The following is an 18,428-nucleotide window of genomic DNA, read 5'->3' as shown; positions in this document are numbered from 1 at the left end:
CTTTGCACCGCACGCATGCGAATCATTGGCGACAGCTCATGCGAGCCGGCTGCCCATTTCGCACAGCCATCCGCTTACGGCGCACCCACATACGGAACGCGCGATATCAACTTAGATATCAGTCCGTCCCAATCGCCCATCGTGTCGGGCCTGAGCACACTCAGAGACGGGTACCAAGGCGTCGCATCCACATTGTGTTCGTAGCGCCAATCTACGCATTGCGCATCCAGCAACAAGCAACCAGGCTTGCTCAGTGCGCCAGTGGCATGCGTGAGGACCCCATCGTTTCCAATGAATCCATCTAGTTGATCGATGATCCCAATTACTTGCGCAAGGCTAAAGTGCTGCGGCAGAACGGTGCAGCTTTGAGGGTCTTTCGCGTACGCCCCATCGGCCCAGCACATTCGTTCGTATCCACGCGGCATGACCACCCAATGGATGTCGCTCGAGGCCTCCGAAGCGGATCAAGATGTCCATGGCGCAGGCTCTTGCGCGCATATAGGTCGTTCGACTCACATGACGACCAGAAGATACCAACGCATCTTCTACCTTGCGCCCGCTTGCGTATTTCACTAAGTTGCTGCTCAACCTGCTGATCGTTACGCGACTCGATATGGCGACTGGTAGACCCATAGCCAAGCACGGGAAATAACGACAAAAATAGCGTGAATGGCGTGGTCCACATATGCGCATCGCTACGCCCATACACGAAATCCGCGAGCTTCAACTGCTGCGCGGATTGATGGTCTTGATCGTTGAGGCTGCAATCACCCAACAGTCCATCGAACTGAACGTCCCAGCCAATCTCAACGCCAATTGTCTTCAGGGCCCGTGCATACCGAATCCACTGAATGAAATCGCCGAATCCACATGAGAACCCCTTGATGGTCAGTTGCTTGGGTAGTTCATGCTGCTGCCCACACCAGTAACGTTCGACATCCTGTACTGGCCATAGCTCGGCAACAGCCTGTTGGCTGCAATAGGTCTGATGGAAAACGTGGATACCTGCTGGGATACCGCGCCTCCGCATGAGGCTGCGCGCGCGAATATGTTCGCTCATGCACGATGGCTGGACGGCATGACCGGGATGGATGCTCAGTGCCCGATCATCTTCGCCAACATAGTGGGAGCCAGACAGCCGCACGTAGTAAGACGATTCGCGGGATAGCTCTGCTTTGGATGCCAGCATCTCAAGTACCGCGAGGCCGATTTCCTTTGTACCAAGATGGGCGCAGATGTCCGCAAGGCAATGGAAGTGCATACCGAAGGCGCCTGCCTCTCGCGTAAGCATGAAGCAGATATCCAGTGCGCGCAGAAGCCGGCCCGATCGGTAATACATCTGGGCCTGCCAGTACCAGTATTCCGCCTGCCCCTTGTCTGAATCATGGCGCGACGCAAGGAATGCAGTGCAAGCATCAACTTGACCGCTGAGCAGAGCAGACTGCAGCTTTTCGTAGCTATCGATAATCACGCGTGACTCATTTTTCGGCAGTCAACGTAGCGTTAAACAGGGGACATCAATCGAGCCTGGCTTGATGCATTCGCTGCCCACCATGCGTGGGCGTCGTCAGCCCGCATCGGGCGGCCAATGAAATAGCCTTGCGCCATATCGCCCCCCATCTCCCGCAGCAAGTCCATGACTTGTTTTGTCTCCACACCCTCCGCCACGACCTGCATGCCGAAGTCGTGAGCAAGCCGGATGGTCCACGCCACGATTCTTTGGTCCGCCTTGTTGCTGTCCAATGCCGCGATAAATGATCTGTCGATCTTGAGCACATCCACCGGCAGCATCTTCAGGTAAGCGAGCGAGGCATAGCCTGCTCCAAAATCGTCGATGGACAGCTTGACGCCAAGGTCTCGAAGCATCAGCAATCGCTTGCATACGATGGCCGAGTCTTGGATGAGCGCGCTTTCCGTGATCTCCAATTCAATCGATGCCGGGTGAATTTCAAACTCATCCAACATCGCTCTCATGTCGTCGACGAAATGTGGTGATGCGAAATTCCGTACGCTAACGTTGATCGACAATGATGTTCTCAACCCTGCGTGACACCAATAGCGAAGCTGCGAAAAAGACCGCCTCATCACCCACTTCGTGAATGGATGAATGAGCTCACATGCCTCCGCGATCTGGACAAAGACCTCGGGTGAGATATAGCCGTGCTCGGGGTGGCTCCATCGTGTAAGTGCCTCAAAGCCCTCACCCCGTCCGTCAGCGAGTCTCACCTTTGGCTGGAACACCAGCGATAGCTGTTCTTCGCCGATCGCCTTTTCAAAGTCTTGTTTTCTCAACATCATTTCAGGTGCCGCCCCATCTTTGTTATCCCCCTTTGCGACACCAAAGCTCGACATGAGAGATGTGTCTCGCCCCCCGGCTCGATCAGCGATCAGAAGCCCCCGCTCCTCCAAGTCATCAGCAGGTAGCGAACCATGGCAGGTTATCGGACAAAGGCTTGGCCGCTCAAAAACAATCGTTAAGCCCGGCAATACCGGAGCCGTGGCGAGGGCGACACGCAACAACGCCTGCAATGGTGTTACCGAGCAAGCCGAGCACTCGCACAAGCATGCGGGGCGGCTGCGGACCACGCGGCGCAGCCGTTACATCAAGAAACTTGGGTGTGAAGTGATGCGCGAGGTCTGTGGGCTGGCCAACGCTGTGGCGCAAGTGCCATTAAGGTATTCGAGGCGCCCCCGACAAGAGCAAAGGCGAACGCTCTGGCTCGAAGATCGCCGGACGCTAGCCCAGCACATCGAAGCAGCGCTTCCGATCAGCGCGGCCAGCGCGGGCGTCGTCATAGAACTGCCGCCCCCCCAAAAAAAATGCCAGGCGGACGGGACGTCGCCTGGCACAACAGGGTGTGTCGAGGTTCAGGGAAAGAGGAGCGTATCGAACCCCGATGACAAAACGATAATGCAGTCAGCGCGAAGTACTGTGTCTAACTGTATCTCGTGATGTTGTAGATAAATCTTATTACGTGCCTTTCTGACGTGACCGGTTGTTTCAAGTCCAGGTTGAAAGAGAGAATTCAACCCTGGCAAGGAGCAACCCAAGATGCCCCGCAAGAGCGTTACCCCCGAACAAATCATCGCGAAGCTGCGCCTCATCGAAGTAGCGATGGGCAGTTGCAAGACCACCCAGTTGGCATGCAGGGAGGCCAGCATTTCCGAGCAGAGCTATTACCGCTGGCGCAAGGAGTACGGCAGCTTGCAGCACGACCAAGTCAAACGCTTCAAGGAGCTTGAGCGCGAGAACGCCCGGCCGCGCAAGCTGGTTGCGGACCTGTTGCTGGAGAAGGCGATGCTCAAGGAGGTCGCTTCGGGAAACTGGTAAGCCCCGAGCGACGTCGACGCGCCGTGTGCATGCTGCAGGAACGGTTTGAGGTCTCCGAGCGCAAAGCCTGCCGCGTCGTGGGCCAGTCCCGAGCGGTGCAACGCTACGTGACGACGGTGCGCGCTGACGAGGATGCACTCACGCAGGCCATCGTCTCGCTGGCAGCCGAGTACGGTCGCTATGGCTACCAAGGCATCACAGCGCTGTTGCGGGCCAGTGGCCGGCAGGTTGGCCGCGACCGGGTGCAGTGCATCTGGCGTCGCGAGGGGCTCAAGGTACCGAAGAAGCAGCGTCCGAGGGGCCGCCTATGGTTCAACGATGGCTCCTGTGTGCGGCTGCGCCCGGACTATCCACATCACGTCTGGAGCTACGACTTCGTGCACCACACTACCCGTGCACCACACTACCCAAGACGGCCGCAGCCTGCGGCTGATGACACTCGTCGACGAGTTCTCGCGCCAGTGTCTGGCCATCAAGTTAGGACGACGCTTGAACAGTATGGACGTCATCGAGACACTGGCCGACGCCATGCTGGCACATGGCATCCCCGCGCATGTGCGCTAGGACAACGGTGCGGAGATGACTGCGAACATCGTGCGTGACTGGCTGGGACGTTTGGGCGCGAAGACGCTGTTCATCGCACCGGGCAGCCCGTGGGAGAACGGCTACTGCGAGTCCTTCAATGGCAAACTGCGCGATGAGCTACTCAACGGTGAACTGTTCTACGGCCTCAAGGAAGCACAGATCGTCATTGAACAATGGCGCCGGCCCTACAACACGCGGCGACCACATTCGTCGCTTGGATACCGTCCACCGGCACCTGCCGCCCACCTGCCAACTCCGATGACCGCACAGCAACCAGGCACCATCCAATAAACTTCAACCCGCTCAGCAAAACTTGACCGGAATACCGGTCACGTCTCAGGCACCCTCGGAGTTCCTCGATTCACCGCTTACATTCGGCGCCATCTTCGACGATCCGCTGGGCGGACGCTCGATGGTGAAAACTGCGATTGCTATGGCATTGGACGCAGAGGTCCGGCCTTCAGCGTGCGAACTGGCGCTTCCCTACTTTATTGATGAGAAGAGCGACGCGCCTTACTGTCTCTTCTATGCGCGCGCCCTAGTAAGCGAGCGCCCATCGGAGTATACGCCTCACATTGTCAGTGTGCGTGGGAATTCGAGCGGTGGCTATCTCTGGGGATATGTCGAGTATTTCGGCCTTGCCCGGATTGTTGTGCCGTTGAGCGCCCAGTACTATGGTGAGGCCGTCTCCTCGCCCTATGCATTCAATCATGCCACCGGAAGATAGCTTGATATCCGTGTTGATCTCTCCTTCTCCGATGACGAGATTGAGCAGATCGGGGTGAACGAGATGTACACCGATGTGCAATACACGACTGCGCACTTGTTGGGGTTCAACAAGAACACGTTGCAGCGCGTCTCCCAATTGATAAGGGTTGGCCGGCACACCCGCCGGCATGACAACATCCCTGTCTCAATCCAGTCCGGCACCATCGCGATTCAAAAGTAGTCGCACGTCTTCGCCAGAGATCGAACGCACGTTGATGCGCTCGTTGGCGGCCAGCGCCGCAGCGTGCCCGACTGCATGCCCGTAGGAAAAGCATTGCGCCGTCACCCGCGCAGAGGCGACCGCCTCGTGCTCGGCCGACAAACAGCGGCCCGCAACCAGCAATGACTCGCCAGCGCTTGGCACAAAGCAACCGAACGGCACCTCGTAGTAGTCGTTCAGCAGCCACTCGACGCGGGGGCGATCCCCCGCATGCAGTTCAATCGGCCACGGGGATCGGGTGATGCCATCGCTGAATTTCGCACCGGCCAGAATGTCGGCGTTGCGCAGGGTCTTGACGCCCTGCGCCTGGCGAGTCTGCCGCACACCAACCTGCACGGCGGTGTCGTTCACCCAACTCGCTTCGCAGCCGGCCAGATGATTGCGGAAGAAGCGTGCGTATTCGCGCACCTGCAGGCGCCCTTCGATCTCCGCTTCCGCAAAATCACGATACAGAACGGCATTCAGTTCGCGCCCATCTGCCCCGGTCACACGCGTGCAGTTGCATAGCAGCTCACCAGGTCGCGTGGTCGGGAACAGCCAGATCTTCGCGCGCGGAAGCCGGTAGCCGTTTGTATTGGCGCTCGCGATCTGCGCCGACACTTCAGGCGGCATGATGGTGTCTCGGCCGTAGGCGGCGACAAAGCGTTCCATGTCAACGCCCATCAACCGGAAGATCATGGTTGGGTTCTGGACCCGCCCGCCATCCCCCATGAACGTCGGCAATCCGGCCATGGAAACCAGGTCGGCATCGCCACTCGCGTCGATCGTGACGGCCGCACGGACCTGCACCTTGCCTTCTTTCGTGTACAGCTGCGCGCCCGCAATCCGATCCCCATCGAGCAGCACTTCAGTGACCAACGCGTGGTAGAGGATCGTCACGCCGGCGTCAGACAAGAGCGCGTCCGCGGTCTCCCGCCATGCCAGCGGTTCATGCACGCGCGTGTACGTCTTGCCGTATTTGAGCGGCTCGCTCAGTCCACCGCGTTGCTCCATCTGTGCGATGAATTCATCGACAAATCCATGCACAAGCTGGCGTGGTGCAGCATTACCATCGCTGGCCTCGTACAGGCCGCAGACGGTGCCGGACAACCCTGCAACGGCGCCACCGCCACAGAAGCCGTAACGCTCGACCAAAACCACCCGACACCCCTGGCGGGCGGCAGTCACGGCTGCCGCCAGACCCGCTGCGCCGCCACCCACGACAAGAACGTCTGCATCCAGGGTGTGGACTGGCCGTCTATCCAGGCCAGCTAAAGAGTATGTTTTTGCCATGGGTTGATTCCCTTGATATGCATTGACTGAACCACTGGCCTCGGCGCGCAGAGCCGCCGAGGCGCGGTCGTCCTCAACCTGATTTCTATGCGGCAAACAGACTCGCATCCATCATCGTCAGGGTGTCAGCAATACGCTTGGGCTGAAACTCCATCTGCTCGAGCACATCCCTTCGCACGTCGATACCCCTGGCCACCTCTGTCAGCACAAGCCCGTCCGGATGGACTTCAAACACGGCGCGTTCTGTAATGATCTTTGCGGTCTGCCCGCGTTCGCGCACGTTTTTCATCACAGGGTACGTGATCTGTTCGGCCTGCGGCACGAACTTCTTCACACGTCCCTCCTTGACGACCCTCAGCCCGCCTGACGAGATATCGGTCACCAGCCCACCGGTGGTGAACGTACCAGTGAAGATCAGATCCCGTGCGTTGTAGGCGATGTCAATGAATCCGCCCGCCCCCGGGTTGAAACTTCCGAAACGGCTCACGTTCACGTTGCCTTGCGCGTCGAACTGCGCAAACGCAAGGGCGGCAAATTTGCAGTTACCTCCATTGATAAAGTCGAACTGAGCCAAGCCGTCCAACAACGCCTCCGGATGCAAGTTGGCGGAGAATTGCCAGCCGCTCATCACCAGACCACCGAACGTCCCGTGTTCGGTGGTCATCCAGTAGTCATCGATCCCTCCCTCGTCAAACAGACCGTCCTCCAGCATGGTGAGCGGCGCATCCGACGATGCACCAAAACCGAAAATGCTCACGGTCTCACGCGGCACCTCCCTTGCGGCGCGACGTGCGACCACCTTGTCGGGGGCCATCGGCAGCGGCTGCAACCGACTGTAGTCAGGCACCTGCCCCCCCAGATAGGCCGCGTCGAAAGGCGTGTCCGTAACCATCATCTGATCAGAGTCGACGACGACGTGATCCACCAAGACTCCCGGAATCTTGACGTCCTGAACCGCGCGCGTGCGGCGTTCCGTCGTGCGCTGCACCTGCGCAATCACACGCCCGCCGCTAGCCTTGACGGCCAGCGCAATGGCCAGCGAAGACGACATCAGCGCCTCGCCTTCAAAGGACAAGTTGCCAAATGCATCCGCGCTGGTCGCCCGGATGATGCCCACGTCGAGCTTGCGCGTCGGGTAGAACAGGTACTCATCCCCCTCGAACTCGACCAACTTAATGAGGTCTTCCGAACAACGGGTGGTCAACTTGCCGCCATGCTGGCGCGGATCTGCATAGGTACCCAGGCCAATGCGCGTCAGATACCCAGGCCCCTTGCGGGCAACCTCGCGCAACCAATGCATGCTCGCACCAATCGGCCAGCTGTACGCCTCGATCGCATTCTCTTGAATCAACCTCATCAACTCCGGCCGACGGCCGGTCTTGGGATCAACTGGATTGACATAGGAACCGGAGACGATGCGCTTCATGAGCCCTGGCGCCGCTACCCAATCCATCCCACGAATGCCCATCGCGTCGCCAGTTCCGCACGGGAAATAGAACGACAGATTGGCCGGCGAGCCGTTTGCATCGAAGCGCTTGCGCAATGCCTTCAGGACGCTGTCAGGCGTGATCCAACCGATAACCCCAACGCTTGCGACGTTGCTGCCGTCACGGATCAACGAAACGGCCTCATCGGCCGAGCAGATCTTGCTCATGCTTTGACTCCAAATTTTGCGAGCGTAGCTTTGGCAACTGGATGGCTGCAGTTCTCCGCGAACAGCAGATTGGCTTCTGCATCGCGAATCTCGCCATCCACGGCAAAGCTGTCGCGGAAGTAGCGCTTGGTGGCGGCAACCGCCGGTGTGGGGTAATCCGCCAGTGTTTGGGCGACGCGCATCGCTTTGGACAACGCATCGCCATCGGTGGCGACGTAGTCGGCTAGCCCGAGGCGTTCCGCCTCGGTACCGTCAACTTCCTCAACGCCCCAGGCGAGGCGACGTGCCGTTGCCGGCGTGCATCGACCCAGCAGGAACTGCAAGCCCCACGGTGGAATCCAACCGATCTTGACCTCCGGCATGTGCCAGCGGCACGTTGCTGTCGTGACCACCAGGTCGCACGCGGCGGCCAGCGCAAAGCCACCGCCCAGGCAAAAGCCGGACACCGCGCAGACCACCGGCGTGCTCAACATGGAGATGGCGCGGGCGAGCGCAGCGGTCATCGATTCGTGTCCGCGCATTTCCGCCAGAGACATGTTTGCGAGCTCTTTGAGGTCGCTTCCCGCGCAAAATCCTGGAGCTGTCCCGGTCAGCACGATGGCGTGTACGTCTGGATCGCTATCCAGTTCATAAAATGCCCGGCCCAATTGGGCAATCAGCTCAGAACCCAAGGCATTGCGACGTTGCGGACGGTCGATGGTGAGGACGGCAATGTGCCCATCCCGTTGGGTCAACAGCATGTATTTCTCCTACTTGGATAACTGGATTACTGAGCCGTCGCCTGCTTGCCAGATGTGGCGGCCGGGGCAAGAGCGTCACGTGAGGATTCGATTCGAATGAACCACGACGCGGCAATGCCGACCAGAATGCAAGCCGCCAGGAACAGCCAACCCTGTGAGTAGTCCTTGCCGGCGCTGGTGGTGACGATGAGAGCGGCAAAGATCTTGGCACTGAAGGCGGCCACGACATAGCCGACGCCGTTCACGAAGCCCATGGCCTTACCGTAGACCTCGGGGGTGAAGATTTCCGCCGGCACCGTGAGGAACGGCCCCCAAGCCATGTTGGCAAAAAAGCCCATGCCGCAGAGCACAATCGCAAGCGCCGTTTGATTGCCCGTCTGCAGCGTCGCCATGGCCAAGACGAAAGGCGCCAGACCGGCAAAGCATGTCGCGATCATGACGCGGCGATTGCCGCGGAACACCTTGTCGGACAGGTAGGAGGACACGAAACTGCCAATGGCTCCGGCCGCAAAGTACAGTGCGCTCCAGTAGCCCATCGACAGCAGTTTGAAGCCAAATTTGTCGGCCAGGTACAGCGGAATCCAGATGGAAGCGCCCCAGTACGTCACCTGCATGACGACGTCAACGACGACGACGGCAATGTAGGCGCGGCTCTTGAAGAGGTCCAGGAACGAGAAATTTTTGACTTTCAGAATCTGGCGCTGAACATCCTGGAAGTTGTCGCCCGTCAGAATGCCCGCCTCGATCTCGTCCTTGTAGCTGTACTGCAACTCCTCTCGGCTGATGCCGCGATATTGCTCGGGGCGGTCAAACACAAGAAGCACGATCAGAAGCAATGGCACCACCCCAAGCGCGCCGGTGATGAAAAACACCGTACGCCAACTGCCGGTATGGACCGCCAACTGGGTAGCAAAGATGGCCGCCCAGGCCGGCGTCAGAATCCAGGCCCACGATAGCAACGCCTGCGCTCGAGCACGGCCATCCTTGTTGAACCATCGCATCAGGATGCGGGCTGATGGAACGTATTCGGTCCCGACCAGGACGCCGAAGATCGCCATCCGGATGAAGTATTCATCGCGGCTGTGAATCAACCCCATCCAAGCAGTCATCACCGACCACGAAATCACCGAAAAAATCAGGATCTTCTTGGCACCGAATCGGTCGGTCAGCACCCCGGAAATGTATTGGGCTGGCCCGTAGAAGATGAGCATCAGGAAAGTGCCTGTGCCGATGTCGGCAGCGCTCAATCCAACGTCAGCGGCGATGAACGGATTCAATAGATTGGTCTTGACCCGATCCAAAAACTGGATGCTGTACGCGACAAACAAAGTTATCGCGACGATCCAACGGTAGTTGATCTTCATATTCACGGCGTGCCTCCTACGCTCTCGTGGTTATCCCATCAAGTATCTTTGTGGAATTCCTGTGACATGTCAGTGCAGTATCAGAAAGATAGCAATGCTGCGAAATTGGGTTTTACCCTTGTTATGAGGATGCGACAGGTGATCCAGAAAGCCCTTAAGAGGCCTAAGCACCGCTTTAGGACCAGACTTGGATAGCAAGTGCGGAGAAACGCCTGGAACGCGATGAACGACGCCGGATGGACAGATCGATCGCCCTTCCACTAATATGGCAGTGATATTTTTCCAGGCCCTACTATGTCTAAAGTCGGACAAGTCCCCAGCACGCTTGCCGAGCAAGCCCATCAGCAACTGGAAGAACTGATCGTGACGCTGGAGCTCGCGCCTGGCAGTGTTTGGTCCGAAGTCTCACTGGCCGAGAAATTGAATACCGGACGGACTCCAGTCCGCGAAGCCGCGCAGCGGCTGGAAGCAGCGCACTTGGTAAAGATCGTCCCGCGGCACGGGATCATGATCACGAAGCCAGACATCCACGAACAACTGCTTGTTCTGGAAATGCGCCGAGAACTGGAGCGACTGATCGCTCAACGTGCGGCCCGACGCGCCCTGCCAAGCGAACGCAAACAGATGCGTGAAGCCGCAGGCGAGTTGATTGCTGCAGGCGAATCCAAGGACGTTCTCGCGTATCTGCGTAGCCTGTACAAGGCAAACCAGCTCATGGCACAACTGGCCCGCAATACGTTTGCTGCCGAGGCCATTGCACCACTGCATGCCCTGTCCCGGCGCTTCTACTACATCCAGCGCGAGCGCCTGAATGACGTGCAGACCGTCAGTCAGCTACACGCCCGCGTCATCAACACGATTGCTGATGGCGATGAGGCGGAAGCCGGTCAAGCGGTCGATGCAATGATGGACTACATCGACAAATTTACGCGCGACTCCCTGACTCGGGATTTTGAGCCAAACCATGCAATGACCTAAGGGGAGTTGATCGGTTATGGTTCCCGCTGAGGGGATGTCAGCCTGATTAAAGGCGACGGGGACATTCGGCATAATCGAGCAGATCTGCGCAAGCGAATCGGTCGAAATGGCTTGCGCCGTCTTCGACGTGGCGCGGTCTTGCCTATATGCCCACCGGGAGCGTGCCCAGCAAGTTGACAGCGAGCGCATGGCACTGCGCAGCCGAGTGCACGAGTTGTTCGTCGAGAGCCGAAGCTCGGCTGGCAGCCGCAGCATCATGGGCATGATGCGCGAACAAGGCACGGTGATTGGCCGCTTCAAAGTCAGTCGCCTGATGGAGGAGTTGGGTCTGATCTGCAAGCTGCCCGGCGGCCACACCTATAAACAGGCCACGGTGGAGCGAATCGACATCCCGAACCGGCTCAATCGTCAGTTTGCGGTCGATGCGCCGAATCAGGTCTGGTGTGGTGACATCACCTACGTGTGGGCTCAGGGCCGCTGGCATTACCTGGCGGCAGTGCTCGAACTGCTCACGCGACGGGTCGTAGGCTGGGCATTCTCGACACGCCCCGATGCCGATCGGGTCGTGCAAGCACTGGACATGGTCTATGAGCAGCGTGGCAGACCACAGGGGCTGTTGTTCCACTCGGACCAAGGTGGCCAGGGTGAATTCACCCAGTATGCAAGCCGTAAGTTCCGGCAACGCCTGTGGAGTTATCGGATACAACAGAGCATGAGCCGCCGTAGCAACTGCTGGGACAACGCTCCGATGGAGAGGCTGTTCCGCAGCTTGAAGACCGAGTGGTTACCGTCAGTGGGTTACATGACGGTGCATGAAGCACACTGGGACATCAGCCATTACCTGATGCACCGGTATAACTGGATACGGCCACATCAGTTCAATGACGGACTGGCGCCGGCCGTTGCAGAAGAAAAACTTAACGCAGTGTCCGGGATGAGTTGACCACTACAAAACAGCAGCTCGATCCTGCTAATCGCCAGCGCCCCGGCACCGTTGCATACGCCGCCCTCGTCTGCTCTCAGTACTACAAATTTCGCTGACACTCGATCCGGCCGCAATCCAACGATCAACCTCGGTCTTTGACGCTTTCGATAGGAATGCGATCACTAGTTGCCTATCCGACTTAGGAAGCCGCCCAAGAGGCGGCAGCCCCACCGCCCTAAGCCGGGAAAATGCCGTCATTTTCTCGAAACCGAGCATCTCGGCTACGCGAGTTACGATCCCTTCGCTCGCATTATAGTAGGGAAGGATGCGCTCGCGATGCTCCGGCAACGCCCCTGCCCTCCAAGCAGGGGATCTCTTCAAAGTGCGACTGCTTGGCGTTGCGTAAAAAGCTTGGATGGCTTCCTCACTCGTTGAAAAAGTCGCCGCGAGCGCCATCGCATACACCACCCCACTCACAACACTGCCGCCGCAGAGTCCGTTAACTGATTGGACCCTTGAACAATCCACGCTTCCACTCAGTTTAGGATAGTGCGCGTCCAACCAAACCGACGGAAAAGCATCACGAACGCAATGTGCGAGCGTAGACCGAGCTATGTGCGTGCCGATTGGGAAGCTCATTGCGGCCGCTCGAGGACCCACACATCTGGCAGCGACAACCCCCGAAACCCTTCGTCCCGCAGTCATAAATGCATGAGCGATCTCCGCATAGCGAGCAACAACAGGCATCGTGCGCAGGGACACAAGTTCATCATAGACTGGCTGCGCAGTCGCAGCCCAAAACGCAGGTGGCAGATCAAAAGCGCCGATGTCCTCCACAACACCAAGCGCGGTAGCATGAGTCGGACATGTGTCGATACCCGGCAGTTGATGGAACGCACGCCAGTACGAATAGCCTAGCGTGCCCTCGTCTTTCGCAACACAGCTCGAACAAAGGTAGGCGCCTTCCTTGAGTTGCCTCCATGCCGTTCTCTGCGTCAAGCTACCAGGGCTTTCATAGTCGAACACGTCATCACTGCGAGTGCCTACACAGCAGAACGGAAGAAGTGAGTTAGCCTTCAGATAACTTACCGGATCCAGTCCGCTAAGAGACGCCATCAATCGATAGACTGGGTCTCGCTCCCTCCCGCGAGCTCCACCGTTTAGGAACAGAAGAAGCTCTTCTGCGGAGAGGAATCCGTTCCACAAGCTCAACCGCCCTGCGTGTCCGCGAATGTACTCGCCCAGTTCAGGCACAACCCTCCTCAGCATGGCAACACCGCGCCACAAGCGGACTGTCCGGGTGCCAAGGCGCAAGCCACCTGAGCGCCATGTCCACTAACATCTGCATCAACCATGCCGCTCGATGCGCCAAGCCCGAACCAACTCGCTGCGCCCACGACAAAGAGGGGCGAAAAACCGAAACCCAAAGCATCGCTCCTCATACGCACACGATTCAAAAGAAATCCTAGACGTATCATTAAACGGACTATTAAAAAATTCTATACAAAGAAAATGCGAAATGATATAATCAAAGATTGCTTGAACGCAACTATAAAATTCCGCTCGCGCCGGAATGATGTAGTCGATTTGCGCATCTATACTGATTTCCAGTGAAATCGCCCCAATTGAAGCAAAGAATTTGCGGTCGACAGAACAGCATCAGCTTACGAGGAGATTTGCTCCATCTAGCGACCGGAAATGATCAGTTCCAGTGTGATGGCGGCAGCACCCTGAAAGTATCCTCGCATGTAGATGGAAGAAAGAGATACGCCTAGCCACTCGGGCTCAAGTTGCCCTTCGGAAGGCGATTGATTTAACGCGTTGGGCGTATCGATGTGGGCATCAGGAAGGCAGAGCGCCTTTACATGCACCAGCGCCCAACAAACAGGAGAAAAACATGCACGAACAATGACGGCACGCGCGCATGAAGCCTGGAATACGGAAAGGGCCACTACCTCGGCAAAGGTAGCGGCCCTTGAGTTGCAGTGTCGGTTGTTGCCTGACGCTGTCATTCTGTGACGACCCCAGACGCCTGTCAAGGCGACTGGTGGAGGTGTTCGCCCCTACGCGTTGCATCGGTCTCTTCCCGGGCATAAGTGTCACTACCCAAGCCGTTACTGCTCTGGCAGCCAACGGCCTGTTCACTTGATAAGGAAGAATCATGACAGCCTCCTCCATGCTGGGCTCGATTTTCGGCTGGATTGCAAAAAAACTGGGGGTCCCAGGGTATGTCGCCCGCCTCAACGCTCGCACTCTGAACGGATGGACTGACTCCTACCAGCCGCCGATTACTGCCTTCTCGGACGTGGCTCCGAGTTGCTCACGCCGGTCTTGCATCTATTCGGCAAAACTCAGGCGGGACATCCATTTTCTGTCTACGCCGGAGCAATATGCGGGCCTCCTCGCCCTGTATCACCCCGGACTCTTCGATCTACATGAGCAACGCGTCCTCTCACCTCGCCCGGCTTTCCATCCTTTGAGTGGCCACCGCGATACTCGTGGTCTGGATTTGCCAGCGTTTAAGGGGACAGTCAGCGTAGCCGATCGCCTTGGGCAACTTAAGCTCCATCCGTCAACTGTCGTCAGTGACCCAAGCGATCCCGAGACCAATCTCCGCGTCCCCATCCCACTCATGGGCGACCTGTTGTTATTCCTGCGTGACGAGGACAACACGCCGTTTTGTATTAATTGGACGGTAAAGAAGGATGATAATGGCTTCAAGCGCGGACTGGACCTGAAAAGCACTCGAACTCGAGAAGAAAACCGGCAGCAACGCGCGAAGTTCCGCCATGAATTGGAGTGTATTTATTACGAAGATGCCGGCATTCGGACCGTACAGGTAACACAAGCGAAGATCGACTTCGATGTAGCGTGCAATTTGCGACAACTCTACGGATACCAACAACACCGGATAAGCGTTTCTGCCGAAATACGGCAAAAGATCGAAGAGAAACTTCGGTCAATCATCGGCAAGCATGTAGCACCGATCGATGTGTCTCGCACCATTATTGAAGAGTTCGGCTGCGATCTTCACGATTGTCGAACGATTTTGTATCAGGGCGTCTGGAACAGACGCTTACGCGTCGACCTGTTTAGTCCAATTACCTTTGATCATCCACTCAAGCCAGAGTCGCGTGACGTTCTGGAGGTTTATGGGCACTGGTTCGGGAGGGCTGCGTGATGATGATGGGAACGCAACTTGTCGCGCCAAACGGCCACAAGAGCTTGAACATGGGCGTTACTTACCATTTCTTGAGCAATAGCGCCGCCAACCCGCAGGTTTACCTCGCCTGGTTTTGGAAAGGACCCAATGACCACCCTGACAGCGCGATTATCGGTATGCCTCGCTCAGAATTTGAAGAAGGCCTACTCAGTGGTGGCATCGTCGTAGCAACTCAACCGAGAACCAGGCCCTTCTGGTTCACCCATGATCTGAGTTACGGTGAACTCATGGCTGTCGATGCTCTCCGGAGCAAGTCCAAGAAGACGCTGACCGAGCGCGTTGAGGAACGTTTTTCTGCGATCGCCCCGCTTCTCGAAAGGGAGCAAGAAATTCTTCGCTCGGATACGGCGAACAAGATCATCAACCGCATGGCAAGAGAACTCGGAAAGAACGAAACACGCATGCGCCTCTGGTTCATCGCGTATCTAGCGTTTGGGCGTGAGCCCTGGGCGCTTTGCCCGAACTATTCCAATATTGGACGCCACAGCAGAGCGCACCAGACTAGGAAGGCTGGCCGCTCGTCGCTCTCGCGAGGCAAAGGTAGTGGTTGGCCCGTTGACGAAGCGATGGCGAAAGCCATTGAAGACTCATACGTGACCTATCGCGGGCCGGCGGTGACACTCGCGTCCATCTACAGTAAGGCGATGAATCACGTATTCGGATGCAAGGTCTCCACAGACGGCCGCCTTGCTAAACGGTATTTCCACCCTGCAGGAAAACCGTTTCCAAGCTACGGGCAATACAGGTATCACGTCAGGAAAGCGTTCGGTCAAGACCAGGTGCAGCGTTCCGTCTACGGTGACGTTCGCACACGCAACAGACTGCGTGCGCCCGAAGGGCGATTTTCTCAAGCGGTCGCCAACGTGATGGAAAAATTGGAAGCTGACGGACGATACACGAAGGATTATCCGACGTCGCCACATTGCAAGACGCTCCTGCCACCATTGTGTGTCGTCGCTATCGTCGACGTTGCATCCTCTTGCACCGTAGGAGTCGGCTTCTCGCTGAATAGCGAGACGTCAGAAGCTTACCGAATGGCGCTGTTCAGCATGGCCATTCCGAAGAAGCGCTTCGCCGAGTTATTTGGGCTTACGCTTTTCGACGGCGCTTGGGAATGCGAAGGGCTTCCGTCATTCTTGATCGCGGACAACGGTCCGGGCAAAAAGCTGCTGGCTGTCGAGTTCGACCAGACCAGTATTCCCATGCGGGAGTGCACTCCCAGTTGGTTTGCCCAATCCAAAGCCACCGTGGAGAGTTCCAACCCTCGAAAAATCAAAGTGGAAGGCCAACCCGCTTACGTGCAAAGCGACCTCAGTCCGGTTCGGATGGCAGTGCGCGAGATCCTGCGCGTGGTAAGGGACAACCACAAACGCGACGTATCGGCAAAGCTTACACCCGACATGATCGCTGCGGGCGTGCTGCCGACATCAGCTGGAATTTGGAGCTACTTGTCTGCGCGCGGGCGCACTGACGCTAACCCTATTAGTTTCGACAGAGCCGTTCGGTCCTTTCTCTCCCCTACCACATTCACGCTCAGGAGCGACGGAGCTTACCTGCTACACCGATGCTTTAACTCCCAAGCGCTGCGTGAGACGGGGATCTTTGAGAGCCTGGCGAACGGTCAAACCATCAATGTCCGGGGCTACGTTCTCGACATGTGTGTACGCCACGTCTGGCTTGATATTCGGGGGCGAATCATCCAGGTTGACGCGGTGTTTGCGATACGCGATCAGGACTATCTGCTCTCATTCGCGGAGTTGCAAGACCTCGCAGCTCAACAAGCGATTTCGGAATCGCAGCTTCGCGAGCACATAAATGCCATTGATAGCGAGGTCCGACAGCTGTTTGAACAGACGACAGGTATGGATTGGGATGCGGGTAAAAGAAAAGCCGGCCACCCCAGTCCCCGATCAAAGGCGTCCAAACAAGCCTCGACGGAAGCTGCCCTCGGCACGGCACATCGGAGCGCACGATGAATACCCTCAAGCACAACCTCTATGATCGAATCGCTCCTTTGCTCGACGACTCGGTCATTGCTGCAAAAACACGTGTCCGGCCGGCACCGGCAAAAGCGGTCGCGGGTGAGCCGCCTGCTGCTGCCGAGGAAAGACTCCGGATTGCGCTCAAGAGCGTGTTCGTCCCAACAGCTCAGGTACGTCAGATCATCAAGCAACTGGTTGGAGGATCAATCGGCTTCTCTGCCACCCGCTATACGGACAGTCTTGAGTATCTTCGCCTCGTGTACAACCGCAATTTCGCGGATGACTTTCCGGACGCGGCCGCCATTTGCCTCACCGGCCTGGCGGGATCCGGGAAGAGCGCATTGACGCAAGCCATCGCCCGACTGCTTCAGATCGAAGACCCTATCGCTGTTGGCAACGGCCATGACCCCTTTCCCGCAGCGCACTGCATCAATTTGAGCTTTCGGACTCACCCTACCGTCGCGGCATCGCTAAGGAAATGCGCCTATCCCGACGAGGAGTCCGCGCCAGCTCGGGCTCGACTAGATCAGCTCACAAAGCATGCGAGATGGCGGGCATTCCGTGATTTCTCTGTATTGATGTTCGCCGACGAGTGCCAGTTCATCACTCATGGCAGCACCTCTAGCGCCAAAGCGACATCCACATTGCTGACACTGCTTGGCCTCAACGTGCCGCTCGTGTACGTAGCCAACTACAGCTTATGTCATACCTTGAAAACGCGCCCCCAACAGGACCAACACCGCCTGCTATCTCGGCCCATCGTCCTGCAACCGGAGAGTGCGGGGACAGACGACTGGCGCGACTACTTGGCGGAGTGCAAGCGCGTGGCCGGTAGCTGGTTTAAGGTGCCAGTCCTGACGTATGAACGTGAGCTCTTTCAGATGACGTTCGGCTTGAAGCGAATCGTCATCGGTCTCATTTGCCTTGCGTATCGTCATATGAGGCAAGAGGGGCGCTCGTCAGTTGCCATCGAGGATCTCCGAAAAGCCTATCTTTCTCCCGACAATCTGCATCGATCCGAAGTCGAAGCGCTCCTCGCGCATATGGTCAACGGCATACAACCGCGCAAAGACTTGCTCTGTCCGTTTGAGGTGCCATCGCCACTTGCATCAATGGCTGCTCAACTGCAAGAGGAACGGAAAATCAAGATCGTCGAGTCTTACACCGAGGAATCTCTAAACGTGTCAGAACGCAACGCGCTGGACGTGTTGAAGCTGAAGGTAGGCTGCCCTACTCTTACGGAGAATAAGCCACGCAAGAATTCATCCAGAAAGGCGCCTCCGATAACACTGGACGCGCTTATGGCCGGCGACGCAAAGATGCATTCGATGACGGGCGTAAGGTGAAAAATCATGGGACATCAACGCAAACAGCTGGCCTTTGATC

Annotated in this window: 12 protein-coding genes and 2 pseudogenes; 7 read left to right on the top strand and 7 right to left on the bottom strand. The window is 57.4% G+C overall.

All coding sequences use genetic code 11. The features are described 5' to 3' along the window. Positions 1 to 322 precede the first annotated feature (322 nt). Positions 323 to 1,471: a hypothetical protein gene (locus tag C404_RS37145; RefSeq protein WP_021193843.1), complete on the bottom strand. Its 1,149-nt coding sequence runs from the start codon at positions 1,469 to 1,471 to the stop codon at positions 323 to 325. Positions 1,472 to 1,503: 32 nt separating this feature from the next. Continuing rightward, complete coding sequence (locus C404_RS37140) at positions 1,504 to 2,352, bottom strand: EAL domain-containing protein (RefSeq protein WP_064496292.1); 849 nt, start codon at positions 2,350 to 2,352, stop codon at positions 1,504 to 1,506. Positions 2,353 to 3,052: 700 nt separating this feature from the next. On the opposite strand from C404_RS37140, the pseudogene C404_RS37130 reads away from it, so the two are divergent. Then, a pseudogene (locus C404_RS37130) lies at positions 3,053 to 4,207 on the top strand (IS3 family transposase). 22 nt (positions 4,208 to 4,229) lie between these two features. After that, entirely contained in the window at positions 4,230 to 4,643 is a 414-nt protein-coding gene (locus C404_RS37125; RefSeq protein ID WP_021193838.1) for a hypothetical protein, read from the top strand. Between the two features lie 186 nt (positions 4,644 to 4,829). On the opposite strand, the gene C404_RS37120 is transcribed toward C404_RS37125, so the two are convergent. The 4 genes from C404_RS37120 to C404_RS37105 form a co-directional block, all read right to left on the bottom strand. Beyond that, on the bottom strand, positions 4,830 to 6,176 hold the full coding sequence (locus C404_RS37120; RefSeq protein WP_037011265.1) for an FAD-dependent oxidoreductase: 1,347 nt from the start codon (positions 6,174 to 6,176) through the stop codon (positions 4,830 to 4,832). 85 nt (positions 6,177 to 6,261) lie between these two features. Next, on the bottom strand, positions 6,262 to 7,830 hold the full coding sequence (locus tag C404_RS37115) for an acyl CoA:acetate/3-ketoacid CoA transferase (RefSeq protein ID WP_021193836.1): 1,569 nt from the start codon (positions 7,828 to 7,830) through the stop codon (positions 6,262 to 6,264). Then, positions 7,827 to 8,570 carry an enoyl-CoA hydratase/isomerase family protein gene (locus C404_RS37110; protein ID WP_021193835.1) on the bottom strand — a complete coding sequence of 248 codons (744 nt, stop codon included), beginning with the start codon at positions 8,568 to 8,570 and terminating at the stop codon, positions 7,827 to 7,829. The genes C404_RS37115 and C404_RS37110 overlap by 4 nt, the downstream gene beginning before the upstream one ends. Before the next feature lie 26 nt (positions 8,571 to 8,596). Next, positions 8,597 to 9,934, bottom strand: a complete 1,338-nt coding sequence (locus C404_RS37105) for an MFS transporter (RefSeq protein ID WP_021193834.1) — start codon at positions 9,932 to 9,934, stop codon at positions 8,597 to 8,599. Positions 9,935 to 10,228: 294 nt separating this feature from the next. Between C404_RS37105 and C404_RS37100 the strand changes: the two genes are divergently transcribed. Both C404_RS37100 and C404_RS37095 read left to right on the top strand, forming a co-directional pair. Continuing rightward, a complete protein-coding gene (locus C404_RS37100; protein WP_021193833.1) occupies positions 10,229 to 10,912 on the top strand; it encodes a GntR family transcriptional regulator in 684 nt (227 codons plus the stop codon). Positions 10,913 to 10,973: 61 nt separating this feature from the next. Further along, positions 10,974 to 11,855 (top strand): annotated as a pseudogene (locus tag C404_RS37095) (IS3 family transposase); the annotation flags it as partial. 27 nt (positions 11,856 to 11,882) lie between these two features. Here the strand turns inward: C404_RS37095 and C404_RS60970 are convergent. After that, positions 11,883 to 13,106 carry a TniQ family protein gene (locus tag C404_RS60970; RefSeq protein ID WP_081659343.1) on the bottom strand — a complete coding sequence of 408 codons (1,224 nt, stop codon included), beginning with the start codon at positions 13,104 to 13,106 and terminating at the stop codon, positions 11,883 to 11,885. Positions 13,107 to 13,998: 892 nt separating this feature from the next. Here C404_RS60970 and C404_RS37090 point away from each other — a divergent pair. From C404_RS37090 to C404_RS37085, 3 genes are read left to right on the top strand one after another with little or no spacing between them, the layout of a single operon-like run. Beyond that, the gene (locus C404_RS37090) at positions 13,999 to 15,018 is read left to right on the top strand and encodes a hypothetical protein (RefSeq protein WP_021193831.1); all 1,020 of its coding nucleotides are present in this window, start codon (positions 13,999 to 14,001) and stop codon (positions 15,016 to 15,018) included. Further along, positions 15,015 to 17,036 (top strand): hypothetical protein, encoded by a 2,022-nt coding sequence (locus tag C404_RS58820; RefSeq protein WP_152524428.1) that lies wholly within the window; start codon positions 15,015 to 15,017, stop codon positions 17,034 to 17,036. The genes C404_RS37090 and C404_RS58820 overlap by 4 nt, the downstream gene beginning before the upstream one ends. Further along, positions 17,033 to 18,388 (top strand): hypothetical protein, encoded by a 1,356-nt coding sequence (locus tag C404_RS37085; protein ID WP_021193829.1) that lies wholly within the window; start codon positions 17,033 to 17,035, stop codon positions 18,386 to 18,388. The genes C404_RS58820 and C404_RS37085 overlap by 4 nt, the downstream gene beginning before the upstream one ends. Positions 18,389 to 18,428: the final 40 nt, after the last annotated feature.

Source organism: Ralstonia sp. AU12-08 (genome assembly GCF_000442475.1).
Classification (GTDB): Bacteria; Pseudomonadota; Gammaproteobacteria; order Burkholderiales; family Burkholderiaceae; genus Ralstonia; species Ralstonia insidiosa.
This window is presented reverse-complemented; position numbering and strand designations above follow the sequence as displayed.